General features: G+C 70.2%; 14 protein-coding genes. 4 read left to right on the top strand and 10 right to left on the bottom strand.

All coding sequences use genetic code 11. The features are described 5' to 3' along the window. Nucleotides 1-854: 854 nt before the first annotated feature. The 4 genes from CHC02_RS27030 to selD form a co-directional block, all read right to left on the bottom strand. The gene (locus CHC02_RS27030) at nt 855-1,463 is read right to left on the bottom strand and encodes a flavin reductase family protein (RefSeq protein WP_089394474.1); all 609 of its coding nucleotides are present in this window, start codon (nt 1,461-1,463) and stop codon (nt 855-857) included. A gap of 76 nt (nt 1,464-1,539) precedes the next feature. Continuing rightward, nucleotides 1,540-1,818 carry a hypothetical protein gene (locus CHC02_RS27025; RefSeq protein WP_089394473.1) on the bottom strand — a complete coding sequence of 93 codons (279 nt, stop codon included), beginning with the start codon at nt 1,816-1,818 and terminating at the stop codon, nt 1,540-1,542. A gap of 344 nt (nt 1,819-2,162) precedes the next feature. Beyond that, nucleotides 2,163-3,257, bottom strand: a complete 1,095-nt coding sequence (gene mnmH, locus CHC02_RS27020) for a tRNA 2-selenouridine(34) synthase MnmH (protein WP_089394472.1) — start codon at nt 3,255-3,257, stop codon at nt 2,163-2,165. Beyond that, a complete protein-coding gene (gene selD, locus CHC02_RS27015) occupies nt 3,257-4,291 on the bottom strand; it encodes a selenide, water dikinase SelD (RefSeq protein WP_089394471.1) in 1,035 nt (344 codons plus the stop codon). Before selD ends, mnmH begins: the two co-directional genes overlap by 1 nt. Nucleotides 4,292-4,441: 150 nt before the next feature. Between selD and CHC02_RS27010 the strand changes: the two genes are divergently transcribed. Then, nucleotides 4,442-5,476, top strand: a complete 1,035-nt coding sequence (locus tag CHC02_RS27010; RefSeq protein ID WP_089394470.1) for a patatin-like phospholipase family protein — start codon at nt 4,442-4,444, stop codon at nt 5,474-5,476. Nucleotides 5,477-5,733: 257 nt separating this feature from the next. Here the strand turns inward: CHC02_RS27010 and CHC02_RS27005 are convergent, their stop codons facing one another. The 6 genes from CHC02_RS27005 to kdpF all read right to left on the bottom strand — a co-directional run bounded on the left by CHC02_RS27005 (nt 5,734) and on the right by kdpF (nt 13,787). Then, nucleotides 5,734-6,426, bottom strand: coding sequence for a response regulator (locus CHC02_RS27005; RefSeq protein WP_089394469.1), 693 nt, complete (start codon nt 6,424-6,426; stop codon nt 5,734-5,736). A gap of 43 nt (nt 6,427-6,469) precedes the next feature. After that, nucleotides 6,470-9,127, bottom strand: a complete 2,658-nt coding sequence (locus CHC02_RS27000; RefSeq protein WP_089394468.1) for a sensor histidine kinase — start codon at nt 9,125-9,127, stop codon at nt 6,470-6,472. A 28-nt stretch (nt 9,128-9,155) separates the two neighbouring features. Then, complete coding sequence (gene kdpC, locus CHC02_RS26995; protein ID WP_089394467.1) at nt 9,156-9,704, bottom strand: potassium-transporting ATPase subunit KdpC; 549 nt, start codon at nt 9,702-9,704, stop codon at nt 9,156-9,158. 209 nt (nt 9,705-9,913) lie between these two features. Next, nucleotides 9,914-11,962, bottom strand: coding sequence for a potassium-transporting ATPase subunit KdpB (gene kdpB, locus CHC02_RS26990; protein ID WP_425262420.1), 2,049 nt, complete (start codon nt 11,960-11,962; stop codon nt 9,914-9,916). 32 nt (nt 11,963-11,994) lie between these two features. Further along, nucleotides 11,995-13,689: a potassium-transporting ATPase subunit KdpA gene (kdpA, locus tag CHC02_RS26985; RefSeq protein WP_089394465.1), complete on the bottom strand. Its 1,695-nt coding sequence runs from the start codon at nt 13,687-13,689 to the stop codon at nt 11,995-11,997. An 8-nt stretch (nt 13,690-13,697) separates the two neighbouring features. Next, a complete protein-coding gene (gene kdpF, locus CHC02_RS26980; RefSeq protein WP_089394464.1) occupies nt 13,698-13,787 on the bottom strand; it encodes a K(+)-transporting ATPase subunit F in 90 nt (29 codons plus the stop codon). Nucleotides 13,788-14,047: 260 nt separating this feature from the next. On the opposite strand from kdpF, the gene CHC02_RS26975 reads away from it, so the two are divergent. The 3 genes from CHC02_RS26975 to CHC02_RS26965 all read left to right on the top strand — a co-directional run bounded on the left by CHC02_RS26975 (nt 14,048) and on the right by CHC02_RS26965 (nt 16,505). After that, nucleotides 14,048-14,794 carry a response regulator gene (locus tag CHC02_RS26975; protein WP_089394463.1) on the top strand — a complete coding sequence of 249 codons (747 nt, stop codon included), beginning with the start codon at nt 14,048-14,050 and terminating at the stop codon, nt 14,792-14,794. Between the two features lie 19 nt (nt 14,795-14,813). Next, the gene (locus CHC02_RS26970) at nt 14,814-15,854 is read left to right on the top strand and encodes a sensor histidine kinase (RefSeq protein ID WP_244161009.1); all 1,041 of its coding nucleotides are present in this window, start codon (nt 14,814-14,816) and stop codon (nt 15,852-15,854) included. Between the two features lie 111 nt (nt 15,855-15,965). Beyond that, nucleotides 15,966-16,505, top strand: a complete 540-nt coding sequence (locus tag CHC02_RS26965; protein WP_089394462.1) for an EF-hand domain-containing protein — start codon at nt 15,966-15,968, stop codon at nt 16,503-16,505. Nucleotides 16,506-16,803: the final 298 nt, after the last annotated feature.

Genomic DNA, 16,803 nt, shown 5'->3' with positions numbered 1-16,803 from the left:
GACTTGATGCGCGCGTCGCCGCCGGCCTCGCCGTCCTTCTGGTCCAGGCGCGCGCGGGCTTCGTTCAGGCCCTGCAGCACCAGGCGGTAGAGCTGGCCGACCTGGGCCGCCTGCTTGAGCAGTTCCTCGCCGTTCTGGCCCTGGCTCTGCTTGAGTTCGTAGGCGCCGTCGTCGGCCAGGCTGGACTGCAGGATGTCCAGGCTGTTGGAGGCGCTGGACACCGACCAGTTGGCGGCCTCCAGGGCCAGGTGGCGGCTCTTGCTGGCCTGTTCGAAGCGGTCGAAGGACGCCAGGTAGCCGGCCATGGCCTGGGCGACGCGCTCCATGGCCTCGGCCTGGCCGGGGTGCGCCTTGAGCTGCTCGACGTGCCCGGCGAGGACCTTGGCGCGCTGGCGCAACTGCTCGGCGGCCTTGGGGTTGGCGTCGCGGACGAAGTCCTTCTCGCTCTGGCGCATCTCCAGGACTTCGCGGTTGACCGCGCTCATGGCGTCCAGCAGGCCGAAGCGCTGCTCGATGGAGCGCAGCGCCCCGACGCCGATCCCGGCTACCAAAGCTGTCAGCAGCAGCACCAGGCCGAAGCCCAGCGCCAATTTCTTCGCCGTCCCCAGATTGGCCAACCGCCGTTGCACGAACGCGACCATGCCAGCTCCCCCTTCCGAATGCCCTGCGGGAGAGTCTTCGACCGAAGCTCTCCCGTTCTTTGTCGTTGCTTTCGGACGGAACATTAGGAGCCGGCCGACCGGCGGAACAAGGGGGCCTGTCGATGATGGCAATTCGATGTTGCGCACGGGCATGCGCAGGTCGCATCCAGGACAGTCGCGCGCCAAGGTCCCGGCGCGCGACGGCCCGTGCGCCTATTTGGGGCGGATCATGCTGAAGGTGTCGCGGGTGAAGGCGTACTGGGTGCCGCCCAGGCGGCCGACCAGGTCGAGCCTGGCCGGGTCGACGTGGCGCTCGTCGCGCAGCACGGCGTCGTCGATGTGCGCCAGCAGCACGCGGGCGAAGATCAGGTAGCAGCTGGGCTTGTCCGCCGGGTAGGGCTGGATCTGCGCCAGCTCGCACTCGAAGGCCACCACCGCGCCGGCCACCCGCGGCGGCGCCACGCGCACGCTGGGCAGGGTGGCGATGCCGGCCTGCTCGATCTCGCTGACGCCATGGGGCAGCGTTGCCGCGGTGGCGTTCATGGCCTCGGCATGGGCGGCGCTGACCAGGTGGATCACCAGTTGGCCGGTCTCGCGCACGTTGCGCAGGGTGTCCTTGACGCTGCCGTCGTCGCGGATGCTGGTGTTGACCATCAGCGTCGGCGGCTCGTCGCTGATGACCTGGAAGAAGCTGAAGGGCGCCAGGTTGCCGTGGCCCTCCGCGGACAGGGTGGAAACCCAGGCGATGGGCCGCGGGGTGACGGTGGAGGCCAGCCAGCGGTAGGCGTCGGCGGGCGCGAGGGTGCTGAAGTCGAGCTGCATGAGTGGGGTTCCTGACTGCCGGGCGGGCCGGAGCGCCCGTCCGCCCGGCGATTATGCCCGCCTTGCCCGCGCCCGGTCAGCGGCCCGCGCGCGATTCCTTGATGTAGAAGCGCGCCTTGCTGGCCTTGTCCAGGCAGCCGCCGTAGGACTCGACCTGCTGCTCGGTCTTGGCCGCGCTGATCAGCGCCAGCGCCTTGGAGTAGCTGACGGTGCCGGCGAAGCCTTCGGCCTTGGCCAGGTCCAGCTCGTGCCAGGCGGCGTTCAGTTCGCTGGCGCAGCTGTCGCGGTTGACCGTCTTGCCGGAGCAGCCGGCCAGCACCAGGCTGGCGGCGAATACTGCGAGAAGTGCCTTCATGACGACCTCCTTGGTGGTTCGGGCGTGTTCCAGCTTAGACGGCCGCTGTCCAAGGTTACAGGTGGGTTTGGTGTAGGGCGCATAACGCCTGCGGCGTTATCCGCCGCCTGACCTTGGTTCACGGCGGCTCCGAGGTTGACCTGGGCATTGGCTGTGGCCCCGGTATAACGGCGGATAACCGCGAACGGTTATTCGCCCTACGTCAAGGTCAAGCCTGGTGTAGGGCGCATAACGCCTACGGCGTTATCCGCCGTTTGGCCTTGGTTCACGGCGGCTCCGAGGTTGACCTGGGCATTGGCTGTGGCCCCGGTGTATCGGCGGATAACCGCGAACGGTTATTCGCCCTACGCCCGTGCGCGCAGGTACTCCACCACCTCGTCGTGGCTGCCGCGGAACTCGATGCGCGCTTCCTTGCTCTGCAGCTGGTAGGCGTACATCGGGTCGTAGTATTCGCCCAGCAGCCCCTCGATCCAGCCGCGGTGCAGGTCCACCGCGCCGCTGCGGCGCTGCTCGTCCAGGGCGGCGTCCATGATCGCCGCCAGGCGCTGGTAGCGCTCGCCGCCCAGGCGCTTGACGATGCCCGACAGGCTCTTCTGCAGATAGGCGGCGAAGGCCTCGAAACCTTCCTCGGGGTTGCCCTTCACCGCCACGAACTCGGCGCACAGGTCGATCACGTAGTCCTTGAGGATGCGTTCCACCCGGCCCTCGAAGCTGTCCTCCAGCCACACCAGCGGGTAGGCCTGCATGCCCTGGTACAGCTCCAGGGGCAGCGAGCAGCTGCCGACGATGCGCCCCTCGTCCTCCAGCACGAACTGGTTCATGCCGGCGTGGCGCTTCTTCAGGATGTCGATGGCCAGGCGGTTCTCGAAGTCGATCTGCGCCGGCTGCGGCGTGGCCCGGCGGCCGAAGCTGGAGCCGCGGTGGTTGGCGTGGCCTTCCAGGTCCAGGGCGTTGTCCAGCTGCGCCACCACCTCGGTCTTGCCGGTGCCGGTGAGGCCGCCGATCAGCACGAAGGAACACTCCTCGGTGGCGGCGCGGGTGGTGTCGAAGAGGAAGCCGCGCAGCGCCTTGTAGCCGCCGACCACGCGCGGGTATTCGATGCCGGCGTCCTTCATCCACTGCTGGACGATCTGCGAACGCAGGCCGCCGCGGAAGCAGTACAGGTAGCCGTCGGGGTGGCGCCGGGCGAAGTCCAGCCAGGCTTCGATGCGCTCGGCCTTGAGCGGGCCGCAGACCAGTTCGTGGCCCAGGGCGATGGCCGCCTGCTGGCCATGCTGCTTGTAGCAGGTACCCACCTTCTGCCGCTCGATGTCGTTCATCAGCGGCAGGTTCTCGGTGTGCGGGAAGGCGCCCTTGGTGTATTCCACCGGGGCGCGCACGTCCATCAGCGGGACGTCGTCGAGGAAGAGTTCGCGGTAGTGCCGGGTGTTGTCGCGCATCAGGCCACCTCTACCGCGTGACGCTGTCGCTCGACCAGCTCGCCGATCGGCGCCAGTTGCAGGCCCAGTTCGGCGGCAGTGGCGAGGAACTCCCCCTCGCCTTCCGGGGTCACCGCCACCAGCAGGCCGCCGCTGGTCTGCGGGTCGCACAGCAGCAGCTTGTGCAGCTCCGGCAGCGGCGCGATGCGCTCGCCGTAGCTGTCGAAGTTACGCAGGGTGCCGCCGGGCACGCAGCCCTGCTCCAGGTAGTACTGGACGTGCTCCAGGCGCGGCACCGCGTCGAAGCGCACGCGCGCGGTCAGGCCGGCGCCGTCGGCCATCTCCACCAGGTGGCCGAGCAGGCCGAAGCCGGTGACGTCGGTCATGGCGGTCACCCCGGCGAGCTTGCCGAAGCGGCTGCCGGGCTTGTTCAGGGTGCACATCCAGTCGCGGGCCAGGCCCACGTCCTCGGCGCGCAATTTGGACTTCTTCTCGGCGGTGGTGAGGATGCCGATGCCCAGCGGCTTGGTCAGGTACAGGCGGCAGCCGGCGCTGGCGGTGTCGTTGCGCTTCATGAAGCGCTTTTCCACCAGGCCGGTGACGGCCAGGCCGAAGATCGGCTCGGGGGCGTCGATGGAATGCCCGCCGGCCAGCGGGATACCCGCCTCGTCGCAGACCTTGCGGCCGCCGGCGATGACCTCGCGGGCGATTTCCGGGGCCAGCACGTTGACCGGCCAGCCGAGGATGGCGATGGCCATCAGCGGGTCGCCGCCCATGGCGTAGATGTCGCTGATGGCATTGGTGGCGGCGATGCGGCCGAAGTCGAAGGGATCGTCGACGATCGGCATGAAGAAGTCGGTGGTGGACACCACGCCGCGCTCGCCGTCGATAGCATAGACCGCGGCGTCGTCGCGCGAGGCGTTGCCGACCCACAGGTTCGGGTCCAGGTTCTGCGCGCCGCTGCCGGCCAGGATCACCTCCAGCACCTTGGGGGAAATCTTGCAGCCGCAGCCGGCACCGTGGCTGTACTGGGTCAGGCGGATGGGTTCGCTCATGTTGGCTCCGGGGCGGGAAATCGATCGGCCGATTCTAGCAAACACCCTTGGCGCCCCGCCCTACCCGGGCGTATCGTCGGTATTATCCGGCGCCGGCCCAGGCCGCCCGCCGCGCCTTGCAATGCGTTGTTTTCAGAGGAATAACCGTCCATGTCGAAACAAGTGGCGCTGGTGCTCGGCTCCGGCGGAGCACGGGGTTATGCGCATATCGGCGTGATCGAGGAACTGGAGCGGCGTGGCTACGAGATCGCCTGCATCGCCGGCTGCTCGATGGGCTCGGTCATCGGCGGCATCTACGCCGCCGGCAAGCTGGGGGAGTACCGCGACTGGGTGGAGAGCCTGGACTACCTGGACGTGCTGCGCCTGCTGGACGTCAGCTTCCGCCTCGGCGCCATCCGCGGCGAACGGGTGTTCGGCAAGATCCACGAGATCATCGGCGACATCAACATCGAGGACCTGCCGATCCCCTACACGGCGGTGGCCACCGACCTCACCAACCAGCAGGAGATCTGGTTCCAGGAGGGCGACCTGCACCAGGCCATGCGCGCCTCGGCGGCCATTCCCAGCCTGTTCACCCCGGTGATGCAGGGCCCGCGCATGCTGGTCGACGGCGGCCTGCTCAACCCGCTGCCGATCGTCCCGGTGGTGTCCAGCCACACCGACCTGATCATCGCGGTCAACCTCAATGCCACCAACCAGCGCCAGTACCAGTTGCCGGTGATCGAGCGGCCGGCGGCGATCAAGGGCCGCTTCGACAGCCTGATCGGCAGCCTCGGCGACAAGCTCAGCCTGTTCCGCCGCCACAGCCCGGAGCTGGTGCCGCCGGAGCTGCGCGCCGAGGCCCTGCTGGAGCCGGTGCCGGACAGCGAGGAGCCGGCCGAGCCGGAAATGCAGCAACCGGCCGCCGCGCCCCAGGCCAAGGGCTCGCCGAAGTCCGCCAGCGGCAGCCGGGTGATCGAGAGCAGCAGCCCGGCCTCGCTGCTGGAGCTGGTCAACCAGAGCTTCGAGGTGATGCAGACCTCCCTGGCGCAGTACAAGATCGCCGGCTACCCGCCGGACGTGCTGATCAACGTGCCCAAGCGCGTGTGCCGCTTCTTCGAGTTCTACAAGGCGCCGGAACTGGTGGCGCTGGGCAGGCAGATCGCCAGCGATACGCTGGACAGGTACGAGGCGGAGAATCCGTAGGGCGCATAACGCCTACGGCGTTATCCGCCGATTGGCCTTGGCTACCGGCCCGCTCGCCGTTGGGCTTGGCGCGGGTTGGATATGCTCCCGGGCTCGGCCAAGGCGCCGGCGGCAACGGAGGTGTATCGGCGGATAACCGCGAACGGTTATTCGCCCTACGTTACGGGTGGGCTTGGCGTAGGGCGAATAACGCCACAGGCGTTATCCGCCGGTTGGCCCTGGCCCCACGACCTTGGCGTGATGAACGGTTGTACGCCCTACGCATCGCGCAGGCGATAGCCCACGCCGGCCTCGGTGACGATGAAGCGCGGGTTGGCCGGGTCGTCCGCCAGCTTCTGCCGCAGGTGGCCGACCACCACCCGCAGGTAGTGGGTGTCCTCGACGTGGCTCGGGCCCCAGATGTCCTTGAGCAGCTGCTGCTGGGTGACCACCCGGCCGAGGTGGCGGGCCAGGGTGGCCAGCACCGCGTATTCCTTGCGCGTCAGTGCCACTTCAGCGCCATCGAGCGCTACCCGGCGGTAGGCGAAGTCCAGGTGCAGCGGCCCGACCGTGACGCTGGCCGCCTGGCTCTCGCCCTGGTGGCCCTGGCGCAGCAGCGCGCGGATGCGCGCGAGGAACTCCTGGATGCCGAAGGGCTTGGTCACGTAGTCGTTGGCGCCGCCGTCCAGGGCCAGCACCTTCTCGCTCTCGGCGGCGCGCACCGAGAGCACCAGCACCGGCACCTGCGACCACTCGCGCAATTCGCGCAGCACCTGCTGGCCGTCCTTGTCCGGCAGGCCGAGGTCCAGCACCACCAGGTCCGGGCGGTTCAGCGCGGCCTGGGCCAGGCCCTCCTCGCCGCTGCCGGCCTCCACCACCCGGTAACCGCCGGCGTTGAGGCTGATGCGCAGGAACTTGCGGATCTGCGGTTCGTCGTCGATGACCAGGATGCAGGCGGCGTTGGTGCTCATCGGGCTCGGCTGGCTGGGGGCGGTGGCGCCTAGCTTGGGCCTTTCAACTACCGGCATCAAGCTGCTCCAGGTCCGGTTGGCGCTGCAGCGGCAGGTGCAGCGTCAGGGTGGTGCCGCGGCCGTCCAGGCCGTCGCCGACGCTGATGCGCCCGCCGTGGGCGCCGACCATGCCCTGGCAGATCGCCAGGCCCAGGCCGGTGCTCGGCCCGCCACGGTCGCCGCGGGCGGCGCTGTAGAACATGTCGAAGATCTTCTCCCGCTCGCCCTCGGGAATCCCCGGGCCCTCGTCGCTGACGCTGAACTGCAGTTCGTCGCCCACCTGCGCCGCCGCCACCCGCAGGCGCCCGCCGCTGGGCGAGAAGCGCGCGGCGTTCTCCAGCACGTTGACCAGCGCCTGCTCGATCAGCGCCGCGTGCACGTACAGCAGCGGCAGCTCGGCCGGCACGCGGGTTTCCACGCGGTAGGGCGCGAGCAGCGCGCGCAGGCGGTGCACGGCGCTGCCGACGATGTCCTCCGGGGCCACCCAGTCGCGCGCCAGCTTCAGCCCGCCGTGGCCCAGGCGGGTCATGTCCAGCAGGTTCTGGATGTAGCGGTCCAGGCGCTCGGCCTCGTCGCGGGTGCTTTCCAGCAGTTCCCGGCGGTCGGCCGGGGGAATGGCGTCGCCCAGGGCCAGCAGGCTGTCGATGGCGCCGCGCATGGTGGTCAGCGGGGTGCGCAGGTCGTGGCTGACCGAGGCCAGCAGCGCGCTGCGCAATTGCTCGGTCTCGCCATGCAGGCGCGCCGCCTCCAGGTCGTCGGCCAGGCGCGCGCGGGCCAGGGCCTGGGCCAGCGGCTGGCCGAGGGCGGCCAGCAGGCGGCGGCGCTGGCCGGGCAGCGGCTCGCCGTCCCTGGGGCGCACGCCGAGCAGCGCCAGCGGCCCCTCCTCCGCCGACAGCGGCCACCACCACCAGCGCCCCGACGGCAGGGTGCCGGTGCCCAGGCCGGCCGGCTGGTCGTGCTGCCAGGCCCAGTCGGCGGCGGCGCGCTCCTGCTCGTCGAAGCCGCGGGCATGGCCGCATTCCACCTTCCAGTCATCGTGCTGGCGGGCCAGCACGCAGATGTCCAGGTCGCTCCACAGGGCGAACTGCTGGCCGGCAGCGGCCAGCACCGCCTGGCGGTCGGTGGCGGCGGTGAGCTTGCGCGACAGCTCCAGCAGCGCGCCGGTCTCTTCCTGGGTGTCGCGCAGCACCTGCAGCTGGCGGCGCTGGCGCGCGGCCAGGTTGCCGGTGAGCGCGGCCATGAGCAGGAAGAACAGCAGGGTCAGCACGTCCTGCTCGCGCTGGATGGAGAGGGAGAAATACGGCGGGATGAACAGGAAGTCGTAGGCCAGGAACGACAGCACCGCGCACAGCAGCGCCGGCCACAGGCTGCTGCGCACCGCCACCAGCAGCACCGCGGCGAGGAACACCAGGGAGATGTTCGGCAGCTCCAGCAGGTGCGCCACGCCCCAGGCCAGGGCGCTGGCCACGGCGGCGGCCAGCGCCGCCAGCAGGTAGTCGCGCCAGTGGCCGCGCTCGCGCCGGCGCGGGGTGGCCGGGGCCAGGTCGGCCTCGCTGTCCAGTACGCTGATCTCCAGGCCCTCGCCCAGGCGCAGCAGGCGCGCCGCCAGGCCGCCGCCGAACAGCCGGCGGTGCCAGCGCTGCCGCGAACGGCCGACCAGGATCAGGCTGGCGCGGCGCTCGCGGGCGTGCTCGACCAGGGTGCGCGCCACCTCCCCGCCGCGCAGCTGCACCACCTCGCCGCCCAGGCGCTCGGCCAGTTGCTGGGCGTTCTGCAGGTACAGGCGGGATTGCTCGTCGCGGGCGTCGCCGGTGTCGACGTGGACCAGGCTCCAGGGCAGGTGGCGGCGCTCGGCCACCCGCGAGGCGTGGCGCACCAGGCGTTCGGCGTTGCGTTCGCCGTCCACGCCCACCAGCAGGCGGCCGCGCAGCGCCGGGGCCTCGCCGCCCTGCTGGCGGTAGCGGTGCGCCAGGTCGGCATCCACCCGCGCGGCGGCGGTCTGCATGGCCAGCTCGCGCAGCGCGGTGAGGTTGGTCTGGCTGAAGAAGGCGTCGATGGCCGCGCGCGCCTGCTCCGGCACGTAGACCTTGCCCTCGCGCAGGCGCTCCAGCAGCTCGCGCGGCGGCAGGTCCACCAGCAGCAGTTCGTCGGCCTCCTGCAGCACCCAGTCGGGCACCGTCTCGCGCACCTGCACGCCGGTGATGTCGCGCACCTGGTCGTTGAGGCTTTCCAGGTGCTGGACGTTGACCGTGGTGTAGACGTCGATGCCGGCGGCGAGCAGTTCCTGGATGTCCTGCCAGCGCTTGGCGTGGCGGCTGCCGGGGGCGTTGCTGTGGGCCAGCTCGTCGACCAGGGCCAGCTGCGGCGGCTCGCGCAGCAGGCCGTCGAGGTCCATCTCGGCCAGGTGGATGCCGCGGTACTCCGAGCGCAGCAGCGGCTGCTGCGGCAGGCCGGCCAGCAGCGCCTCGGTCTCGGCGCGGCCGTGGGTCTCGACGATGCCCACGCGCAACTTCACGCCCTGGCGCAGCTGGCCCTGGGCCGCCAGCAGCATGGCGTAGGTCTTGCCCACGCCGGGCGCGGCGCCGAGGAACACCTTGAGGCGCCCGCGGCCGTTGCGCTCCACTTCCGCGAGCAGGGCGTCGGCACGCCTGGGATCGGTCATCTCGGCCTCCTGGGAATTGTGCGCAAGTCTAGCGAGGCAGTTGCTCGAGGGCCATGTTCAGGGCCAGCACGTTGACCACCGCCGGGCCCACCAGCGGCCGCCGGATGTTCGCCTCGACCAGGTTGTGCACGGCCTGCTCCGGCAGGCTGCGGGCCTGGGCGATGCGCGGCACCTGGTAGAACGCGGCGTCCGGCGGCAACTGCGGGTCCAGCCCGCTGCCGGAGGTGGTGACCAGCGCCAGCGGCACCGGGCGCCCATCTACCGCTTCGGCGGCGGCATCCTTGGCGATGCGCTGGGCCAGCGCCGGGTTGCCCGGGGCCAGGTTGGAGGCGCTGCTGGAGACGGTGGCGTAGTCGCCGGCCGAGGGCCGCTCGTGGAACCACTGCGGGCCCTCGAACTTCTGCGCCAGCAGCGCCGAGCCGCGGACTTCGCCCCTGGCGTCGCGCACCAGGCTGCCGTTGGCCTGCTCGGGGAAGGCCAGCTGGGCGATGCCGGTGACCAGCAGCGGGTAGGCCACGCCGGTGACCAGCGACAGCAGGGCCAGGGAGGCGATGGCGGGACGGATGTGGGTGAGCATTTTTCGGTTTCCTCGATGATGCGGGCTCTTCGTAGGAGCGAGCTTGCTCGCGAAGCTCTTCGAAGCAGGGCGGTTCGCGAGCAAGCTCGCTCCTACAGTCCGGGTAACCCCGTAGGATGGGTTGAGCCTGCGAAACCCATGCTGCCGGCAATGGCGATGGGTATCGCTTCGCTCAACCCATCCTACGAAGGGCGTCTCTGCAACCCTGTTCAGGCCAGGCCCACGGCCACCAGCAACAGGTCGATGGCCTTGATGCCGATGAAGGGCGCGATGATGCCGCCCACCCCGTAGACCAGCAGGTTGCGCCGCAGCAGGTGCATGGCGTCGCTGGCCTGCACGCGCACGCCGCGCAGGGCCAGGGGGATCAGCGCGATGATGATCAGCGCGTTGAACACGATGGCCGAGAGGATGGCGCTCTGCGGGCTGGCCAGGCGCATGACGTTGAGCACCTGCAGCTGCGGGTAGATGCCGGCGAACAGCGCGGGCAGGATGGCGAAGTACTTGGCCACGTCGTTGGCCACCGAGAAGGTGGTCAGCGCGCCGCGGGTCACCAGCAGTTCCTTGCCCACCTGGACCACGTCGAGCAGCTTGGTCGGGTCGCTGTCCAGGTCCACCAGGTTGGCCGCCTCGCGGGCCGCCTGGGTGCCGTCGTTCATGGCCATGCCGACGTCCGCCTGGGCCAGCGCCGGGGCATCGTTGGCGCCGTCGCCGCACATGGCGACCATGCGCCCCTCGGCCTGTTCCTGGCGGATGCGCGCCAGCTTCTTCTCCGGGGTGGCTTCGGCGATCACGTCGTCCACCCCGGCCTCGGCGGCGATGGCCGCGGCGGTCAGCGGGTTGTCGCCGGTCACCATCACGGTGCGGATGCCCATGCGCCGCAGTTCGGCGAAGCGCTCGCGGATGCCCGGCTTGACCACGTCCTTGAGGTGGATGGCGCCCAGCAGCCTGCCGTCGGCCACCACCAGCAGCGGGGTGCCGCCGCTCTGGGCGATGCGTTCGACTTCCTTGGCCAGGCTTTCCGGCATGTCGTCGCGGGCGCGGCCGATGAAGGCCAGGGCGGCGTCCACCGCGCCCTTGCGGTAGACGTGGCCGTCCAGGTCGACGCCGGACAGCCGCGTCTCGGCGCTGAAGGCGATGGGCGTCAGCTGCTCGCGCGACGGCTCCGGCAGCAGCACCCGGGCGCGCAGGAACTCGACGATGGACTTGCCTTCGGGCGTGTCGTCGGCCAGCGAGGCGAGGAAGGCGCCTTCGGCCAGCTCCACGGCATTCACCCCGGGCGCGGCGTGCAGCGCGGCGCAGCGGCGGTTGCCGAAGGTGATGGTGCCGGTCTTGTCGAGCATCAGCACGTGCACGTCGCCGGCGGCCTCCACCGCGCGGCCTGACTTGGCGATCACGTTCAGCCGCACCAGGCGGTCCATGCCGGCTATGCCGATGGCCGAGAGCAGGCCGCCGATGGTGGTCGGGATCAGCGTCACCAGCAGCGCCACCAGGAACACCAGCGGCAGGTTGCCGCCGGCGAACAGGGCGAAGGGCTTGAGCGTCACCACCACCAGCAGGAAGATCAGCGTCAGGCCGATCAGCAGGGTGTCCAGCGCCACCTCGTTGGGCGTCTTCTGCCGCTTGGCGCCCTCCACCAGGGCAATCATGCGGTCGAGGGTCGACTCGCCGGGGTTGACGCTGATGCGGATCTGCAGCCAGTCGGAGACCAGCCGGGTGTTGCCGGTGACCGCCGAGCGGTCGCCGCCGGACTCGCGGATCACCGGCGCCGATTCGCCGGTGATGGCGGCCTCGTTGACCGCCGCCACGCCCTCGATCACCTCGCCGTCGCCGGGGATCAGCTCGCCGGCCACAACGCGCACCACGTCGCCCTTGCGCAGGCTGCCGGCGGGCACGCTCTCGTAGCTGCCATCGACATTCAGGCGCTGCGCCATCAGGCCCTGGCTGCCGGCCTTGAGGCTGTCGGCGCGGGCCTTGCCGCGGCCCTCGGCGAGGGCCTCGGCGAAGTTGGCGAAGAGCACGGTGAACCACAGCCAGGCGGCGATCTGCGCGGCCACCGCCAGGGGCACCGCGTCGCCGCCGGTGAAGCACAGCACGGTGGTGAGGATGGCGGTCAGCTCCACCACCAGCATCACCGGCGAGCGCTGCAGCTGGCGCGGGTCGAGCTTGACGAAGGCCTGCAGCAGCGCCGGCTTCCACAGCGCGGCGAAGCTCAGGCTCTGGCGTTTCTCGGGGGCGGGCATGGCGGGCTTGAGCGACATGCCCTGGGTCTTGGCATTCATCTGTTGGCTCCTCAGAAGCCGAGGGTCAGGTGGTCGGCCACCGGGCCGAGGACCAGGGTCGGCAGGAAGTTCAGGCCGCCGACCAGGAGGATGGTCGCCGCCAGCAGGCCGACGAACAGCAGGCCGTGGGTGGGGAAGCTGTTCGGCCCCACCGGCACGCGCTTCTTCGCCGCCAGGCTGCCGGCGATGGCCAGCACCGGGACGATGTAGCCGAAGCGGCCGATGAGCATGGCCAGGGCGATCATCAGGTTGTGGAACGGGGTGTTGGCGCCGAAGCCGCCGAATGCCGAACCGTTGTTCGCGGTGCCCGAGGTGTAGGCGTAGAGCAGCTGGCTGAAGCCGTGGGCGCCGGGGTTGCTCACCGACGCGGCCGGGCCCGGCAGGCTGGCGGCGATGGCGCCGAGCACCAGCACGCCGACCGGCATCACCAGCAGGGTGGCGACCAGCAGGCGGACCTCGCGGGCCTCCAGCTTCTTGCCCAGGTATTCCGGGGTGCGGCCGATCATCAGGCCGGCGAGGAACACCGCGACCAGCACGAACAGCAGCATGCCGTAGAGGCCGGCGCCGACGCCGCCGAAGACCACCTCACCGAGCATCATGTTGAACATCGCCACCAGGCCGCTGAGCGGGTTGAGGCTGTCGTGCATGGCGTTCACCGAGCCGTTGGAGGCGGCCGTGGTGGTCACCGCCCAGAGCACGCTGGCGGTGGTGCCGAAGCGGCTCTCCTTGCCCTCCAGGGGCGCGCCCTGGGTGACCGGCAACTGCGCCAGGGCCGGGTTGGGCTGGTACTCGGCCCACAGCGCCACGCCCAGGCCGACCACGAACAGCAGCAGCATGCAGCCGAGGATGGCGCGGCTCTGGCGCAGGTCCTTGACGTAGTGGCCGAAGGTGAACACCAGCGCCGCCGGGATCAGGATGATCGACGCCAGTTCGAACAGGTTGGCCCAGGCCGTGGGGTTCTCGAACGGGTGCGCCGAGTTCACGCCGAAGAAGCCGCCGCCGTTGGTGCCCAGCTGCTTGATGGCGATCTGGCTGGCCGCCGGGCCCAGCGGAATGCTCTGGTCGGCGCCCTGCAGGGTGGTGGCGTGGACGTAGTCGAGGAAGGTCTGCGGCACGCCCTGCCAGACCAGCAGCAGCGCCAGGATCAGGCACAGCGGCAGCAGGCCGTAGAGGGTCGCGCGGGTCAGGTCGACCCAGAAGTTGCCGAGGTTCTGCGTGGACTTGCGGGCGATGCCGCGGGCCAGCACCACCAGCACGGCCAGGCCGACGGCCGGGCTGACGAAGTTCTGCACGGTCAGGCCGAGCATCTGGCTCAGGTAGCTCAGCGAAGCCTCGCCGCTGTAGGCCTGCCAGTTGGTGTTGGTGACGAAGCTCACCGCGGTGTTCAGCGCCAGGGTCCATTCCAGGCCCGGCAGGTGCTGCGGGTTGAGCGGCAGCGCGCCCTGCCCCGCCAGGATGGCGAACAGCAGGGCCAGGCCGGCCAGGTTGAAGGCCAGCATGGCCAGGGTGTAGCGCTTCCAGTCCTGCGCGCCCTGCGGGTCGATGCCGCAGACGCGGTAGACCAGGCGCTCCACCGGCAGGAACACGGGGCTGAGGAAAGTCCGCTCGCCCTCCATCACCTTGTAGTAGAAGCGCCCGAGCAATGGCGCGGGCAGCAGCACCAGGGCGAAGAAGGCGGCGATCAGCAGCAGGTCATGGCTGTTCATGCGGCCTCCTAGGCGCGGTCGGCGCGCAGCAGCGCCACCAGCAGGTAGATGAAAAGCCCCGTGGCCAGGACCAGGGCCACCCCGTCGAGCACGCTCATGTCTGTTTCTCCTTACGCAGGGGAATCCTCGCGATGGGAAAAGTGTCCGCAAAGCGGGCGTAAAGAAGCGATTGGCGGGCCTTCCGGTGGGCATAAAGAAAGCGTAAAGAAGCGCTATGGCGCAGCTTTGTATGCGCGCCGATACATTGACGACACTCTGTCGATATCCGCCGCCGTCAGCCTTGCCTACCGTGGCCCCCCGTGCGAGGGCGGGTTAGCATTGACTCCGCGCCCCGGGCGCCCCCAGCGACAGGTACCCCATGTTCCCCAATCCCGCCTCCAGCCAAGACAGCCAGCGCCGCTGGACCATCCGCGCCCTGCTGGTGGACGACGACGAGCCGATCCGCGAACTGCTCTGCGGCTACCTGGCGCGCTTCAACATCGAGGCCCGCGGCGTGGCCGACGGCGCCGGGATGCGCCAGGCCCTGGCCGAGGAGAACTTCGACGTGGTGGTGCTGGACCTGATGCTGCCCGGCGAGGACGGCCTGTCGCTGTGCCGCTACCTGCGCAGCGAGTCGGACATCCCGATCCTCATGCTCACCGCGCGCTGCGAGCCGGCCGACCGCATCATCGGCCTGGAGCTGGGCGCCGACGACTACATGGCCAAGCCCTTCGAGCCACGCGAGCTGGTGGCGCGCATCCAGACCATCCTGCGCCGCGTGCGCGGCGACGAGGGCCGCAACGAGCCGCGCGCCCAGGTGCGCTTCGACCAGTGGCGGCTGGACAGCGTGCTGCGCCAGCTGCACTCCCCGGACGGCCTGGTGGTGCCGCTGTCCAACGCCGAGTTCCGCCTGCTCTGGGTGTTCCTCGAACGCCCGCGCCGGGTGCTCAACCGCGAGCTGCTGCTGGACGCCGCCCGCGGCCGCGCCATCGAGGCCTTCGACCGCAGCATCGACCTGCTGGTCTCGCGCCTGCGCCAGAAGCTCGGCGACGACCCGCGCTCGCCGCGGCTGATCAAGACCGTGCGCGGCGAAGGCTACCTGTTCGACGTGCGCGACATCACCTGACCCGGCCCGGGAGGCCCGCTTGAAGAAACGCTCGCTGCAGCTCGCCGACAGCCTGTTCGCCCGCCTGTTCGGCGTGTTCCTGCTGGCCATCGTGGTCGCCCACCTGCTGGCCTTCGTCTGGTTCAGCCACTTCCATCATCCGGCCCCGCCCCCGCCTCCGCCGCCGCCCCACGCATTCGCCGAACCCGGCCCGCCGCCCCCGCCACCGCCGCGCCTGCCGTTCTGGAGCGTGCCCTTCGCCTTCCAGCTGCTGACCCTGGTCGCCGCCGCCTGGTTCGGCGCGCGCCTGCTGGCGCGCCCGGTGCAGCGCCTGGGCGACGCCGCGCTGCAGCTGAGCGAGGACCTGGACAGCCCGGCGCTGCCGGAAACCGGTCCGCGCGAGGCGCGGCAGGCGGCCCAGGCCTTCAACCGCATGCGCGAACGCATCCGCGAGCAGGTGCAGCAGCGCGGCCGCATGCTGGTGGCGGTGTCCCACGACCTGCGCACACCGCTGTCGCGCCTGAAGCTGCGCGTGGAGGAGATCGACAACCCGCAGCTGCGGGCGCGTTTCGCCCAGGACCTGGGCGAGATGATCGGCATGCTCGACTCCACCCTGCACTACCTGCACCAGGAGCGCACCAGCGAGGCGCTGCAGTGGTTCGACGTCAATGCCCTGGCCGAGTCGCTGGCCGAGGACGCCTGCGAGCACGGCGCGCGGGTCAGCGTCGAGGGCCAGTGCGCACCGCTGAAGGTGCAGCCGCTGGCCCTGCGCTCGTGCCTGTCCAACCTGCTGGACAATGCCCTGCGCTACGCCGGCGAGGTGCAACTGGTGCTGCGCGACAGCGGCCAGCAGGTGGAAATCCTGGTCCGCGACCACGGCCCGGGCATCCCCGCGCAGATGCGCGAGCAGGTGTTCGAGCCCTACTTCCGCCTGGAAGGCTCGCGCAACCGCAACTCCGGCGGCGTCGGCCTGGGCCTGGCCATCGCCCGAGAGGCGGCGCGGCGCCACGGCGGCGACCTGCATTTCGAGGAAACCCCCGGCGGCGGCGCCACCGCCGTGCTGACCCTGCCGCGCGCCTGAGGCTTTGTCGGCCCCCGCATACAAAGCGCACATACCCTCGACAAGACGCACATCGAACCTGCCAGGACCGGGAATCCAGTTCCGGCCGCATAACCTCATGGAGGCAGTCCGATGATCAGCGGAGTCAGCAGCTACAGCAGCTATTACAGCGGCGCCGCGCTCGCCAGCACCCAGCGCAGCGCCAGCAGCAGTTCCACCAGCAGCACCGGCAGTACCGGCAGTACCGGCGACAAGGCGCAGAAGTTCGCCGCCGACCTGTTCAAGTCCCTCGACAGCGACGGCGACGGCAGCGTCAGCTCCAGCGAGCTGGACAGCGCCCTGTCCGCCTCCGGCAGCGACAGCGGCGACATCGACATCGATTCGCTGCTGGCCCAGCTGGACAGCGACGGCAGCGGCGGCATCAGCCAGGAGGAACTGAGCAGCGCCCTGCAGCAGGCCCAGGGCGACATGCCGCCGCCCCCGCCACCCACTTCCGGCGAAGCCGACAGCGGCCTGGCCAGCAGTTCCAGCAGCGACGGTTCCAGCACCAGCGGCTCGGCCGGCGCCGAGGCCGTGCAGCAGATGCTCGCCATGCTGGCCAGGCACTACCAGGACAGCAGCGCCGCCAGCTACCAGAACACCAGCGGCAGCCTGGTCGACATCGCCGCCTGACACGCCGGACGGCTCTTCGCAGGATGGGGCGAGCCTCGGCGAAACCCATGCGGCCAGGGCGGTCGCCCCATTGTAGGAGCGGGCCCTGCCCGCGATTCGCGCGCAGGGCGCGCTCCTACAGGGGAATGGCATGGCTCGGCCCGCGTAGGAGCGGACCTTGTCCGCGATAGCCGGAAGTTCCGGCGCGATTCGCGGATGAGATCCGCTCCTATGTATGGACTCACCCCCACCGTCAACCCGCTTTTGAACAGAGGAACCCGATTGCATCTATGTATTAGGCCTGTTCGAGGAAGCCACG

The sequence above is a fragment of the Pseudomonas delhiensis genome (assembly GCF_900187975.1).
In the GTDB taxonomy this organism is placed as follows: Bacteria; Pseudomonadota; Gammaproteobacteria; order Pseudomonadales; family Pseudomonadaceae; genus Pseudomonas; species Pseudomonas delhiensis.
This window is presented reverse-complemented; position numbering and strand designations above follow the sequence as displayed.

What these genes read in the sequence shown, in the direction of transcription:
- CHC02_RS27000 (WP_089394468.1), bottom strand. Translation starts at nt 9,127, where the DNA reads ATGACCGATCCCAGGCGTGCCGACGCCCTGCTCGCGGAAGTGGAGCGC.
- kdpB (WP_425262420.1), bottom strand. Translation starts at nt 11,962, where the DNA reads ATGTCGCTCAAGCCCGCCATGCCCGCCCCCGAGAAACGCCAGAGCCTG.
- selD (WP_089394471.1), bottom strand. Translation starts at nt 4,291, where the DNA reads ATGAGCGAACCCATCCGCCTGACCCAGTACAGCCACGGTGCCGGCTGC.
- CHC02_RS27030 (WP_089394474.1), bottom strand. Translation starts at nt 1,463, where the DNA reads ATGCAGCTCGACTTCAGCACCCTCGCGCCCGCCGACGCCTACCGCTGG.
- CHC02_RS27010 (WP_089394470.1), top strand. Translation starts at nt 4,442, where the DNA reads ATGTCGAAACAAGTGGCGCTGGTGCTCGGCTCCGGCGGAGCACGGGGT.
- mnmH (WP_089394472.1), bottom strand. Translation starts at nt 3,257, where the DNA reads ATGCGCGACAACACCCGGCACTACCGCGAACTCTTCCTCGACGACGTC.
- CHC02_RS27025 (WP_089394473.1), bottom strand. Translation starts at nt 1,818, where the DNA reads ATGAAGGCACTTCTCGCAGTATTCGCCGCCAGCCTGGTGCTGGCCGGC.
- kdpA (WP_089394465.1), bottom strand. Translation starts at nt 13,689, where the DNA reads ATGAACAGCCATGACCTGCTGCTGATCGCCGCCTTCTTCGCCCTGGTG.
- kdpF (WP_089394464.1), bottom strand. Translation starts at nt 13,787, where the DNA reads ATGAGCGTGCTCGACGGGGTGGCCCTGGTCCTGGCCACGGGGCTTTTC.
- CHC02_RS27005 (WP_089394469.1), bottom strand. Translation starts at nt 6,426, where the DNA reads ATGAGCACCAACGCCGCCTGCATCCTGGTCATCGACGACGAACCGCAG.
- CHC02_RS26975 (WP_089394463.1), top strand. Translation starts at nt 14,048, where the DNA reads ATGTTCCCCAATCCCGCCTCCAGCCAAGACAGCCAGCGCCGCTGGACC.
- CHC02_RS26965 (WP_089394462.1), top strand. Translation starts at nt 15,966, where the DNA reads ATGATCAGCGGAGTCAGCAGCTACAGCAGCTATTACAGCGGCGCCGCG.
- kdpC (WP_089394467.1), bottom strand. Translation starts at nt 9,704, where the DNA reads ATGCTCACCCACATCCGTCCCGCCATCGCCTCCCTGGCCCTGCTGTCG.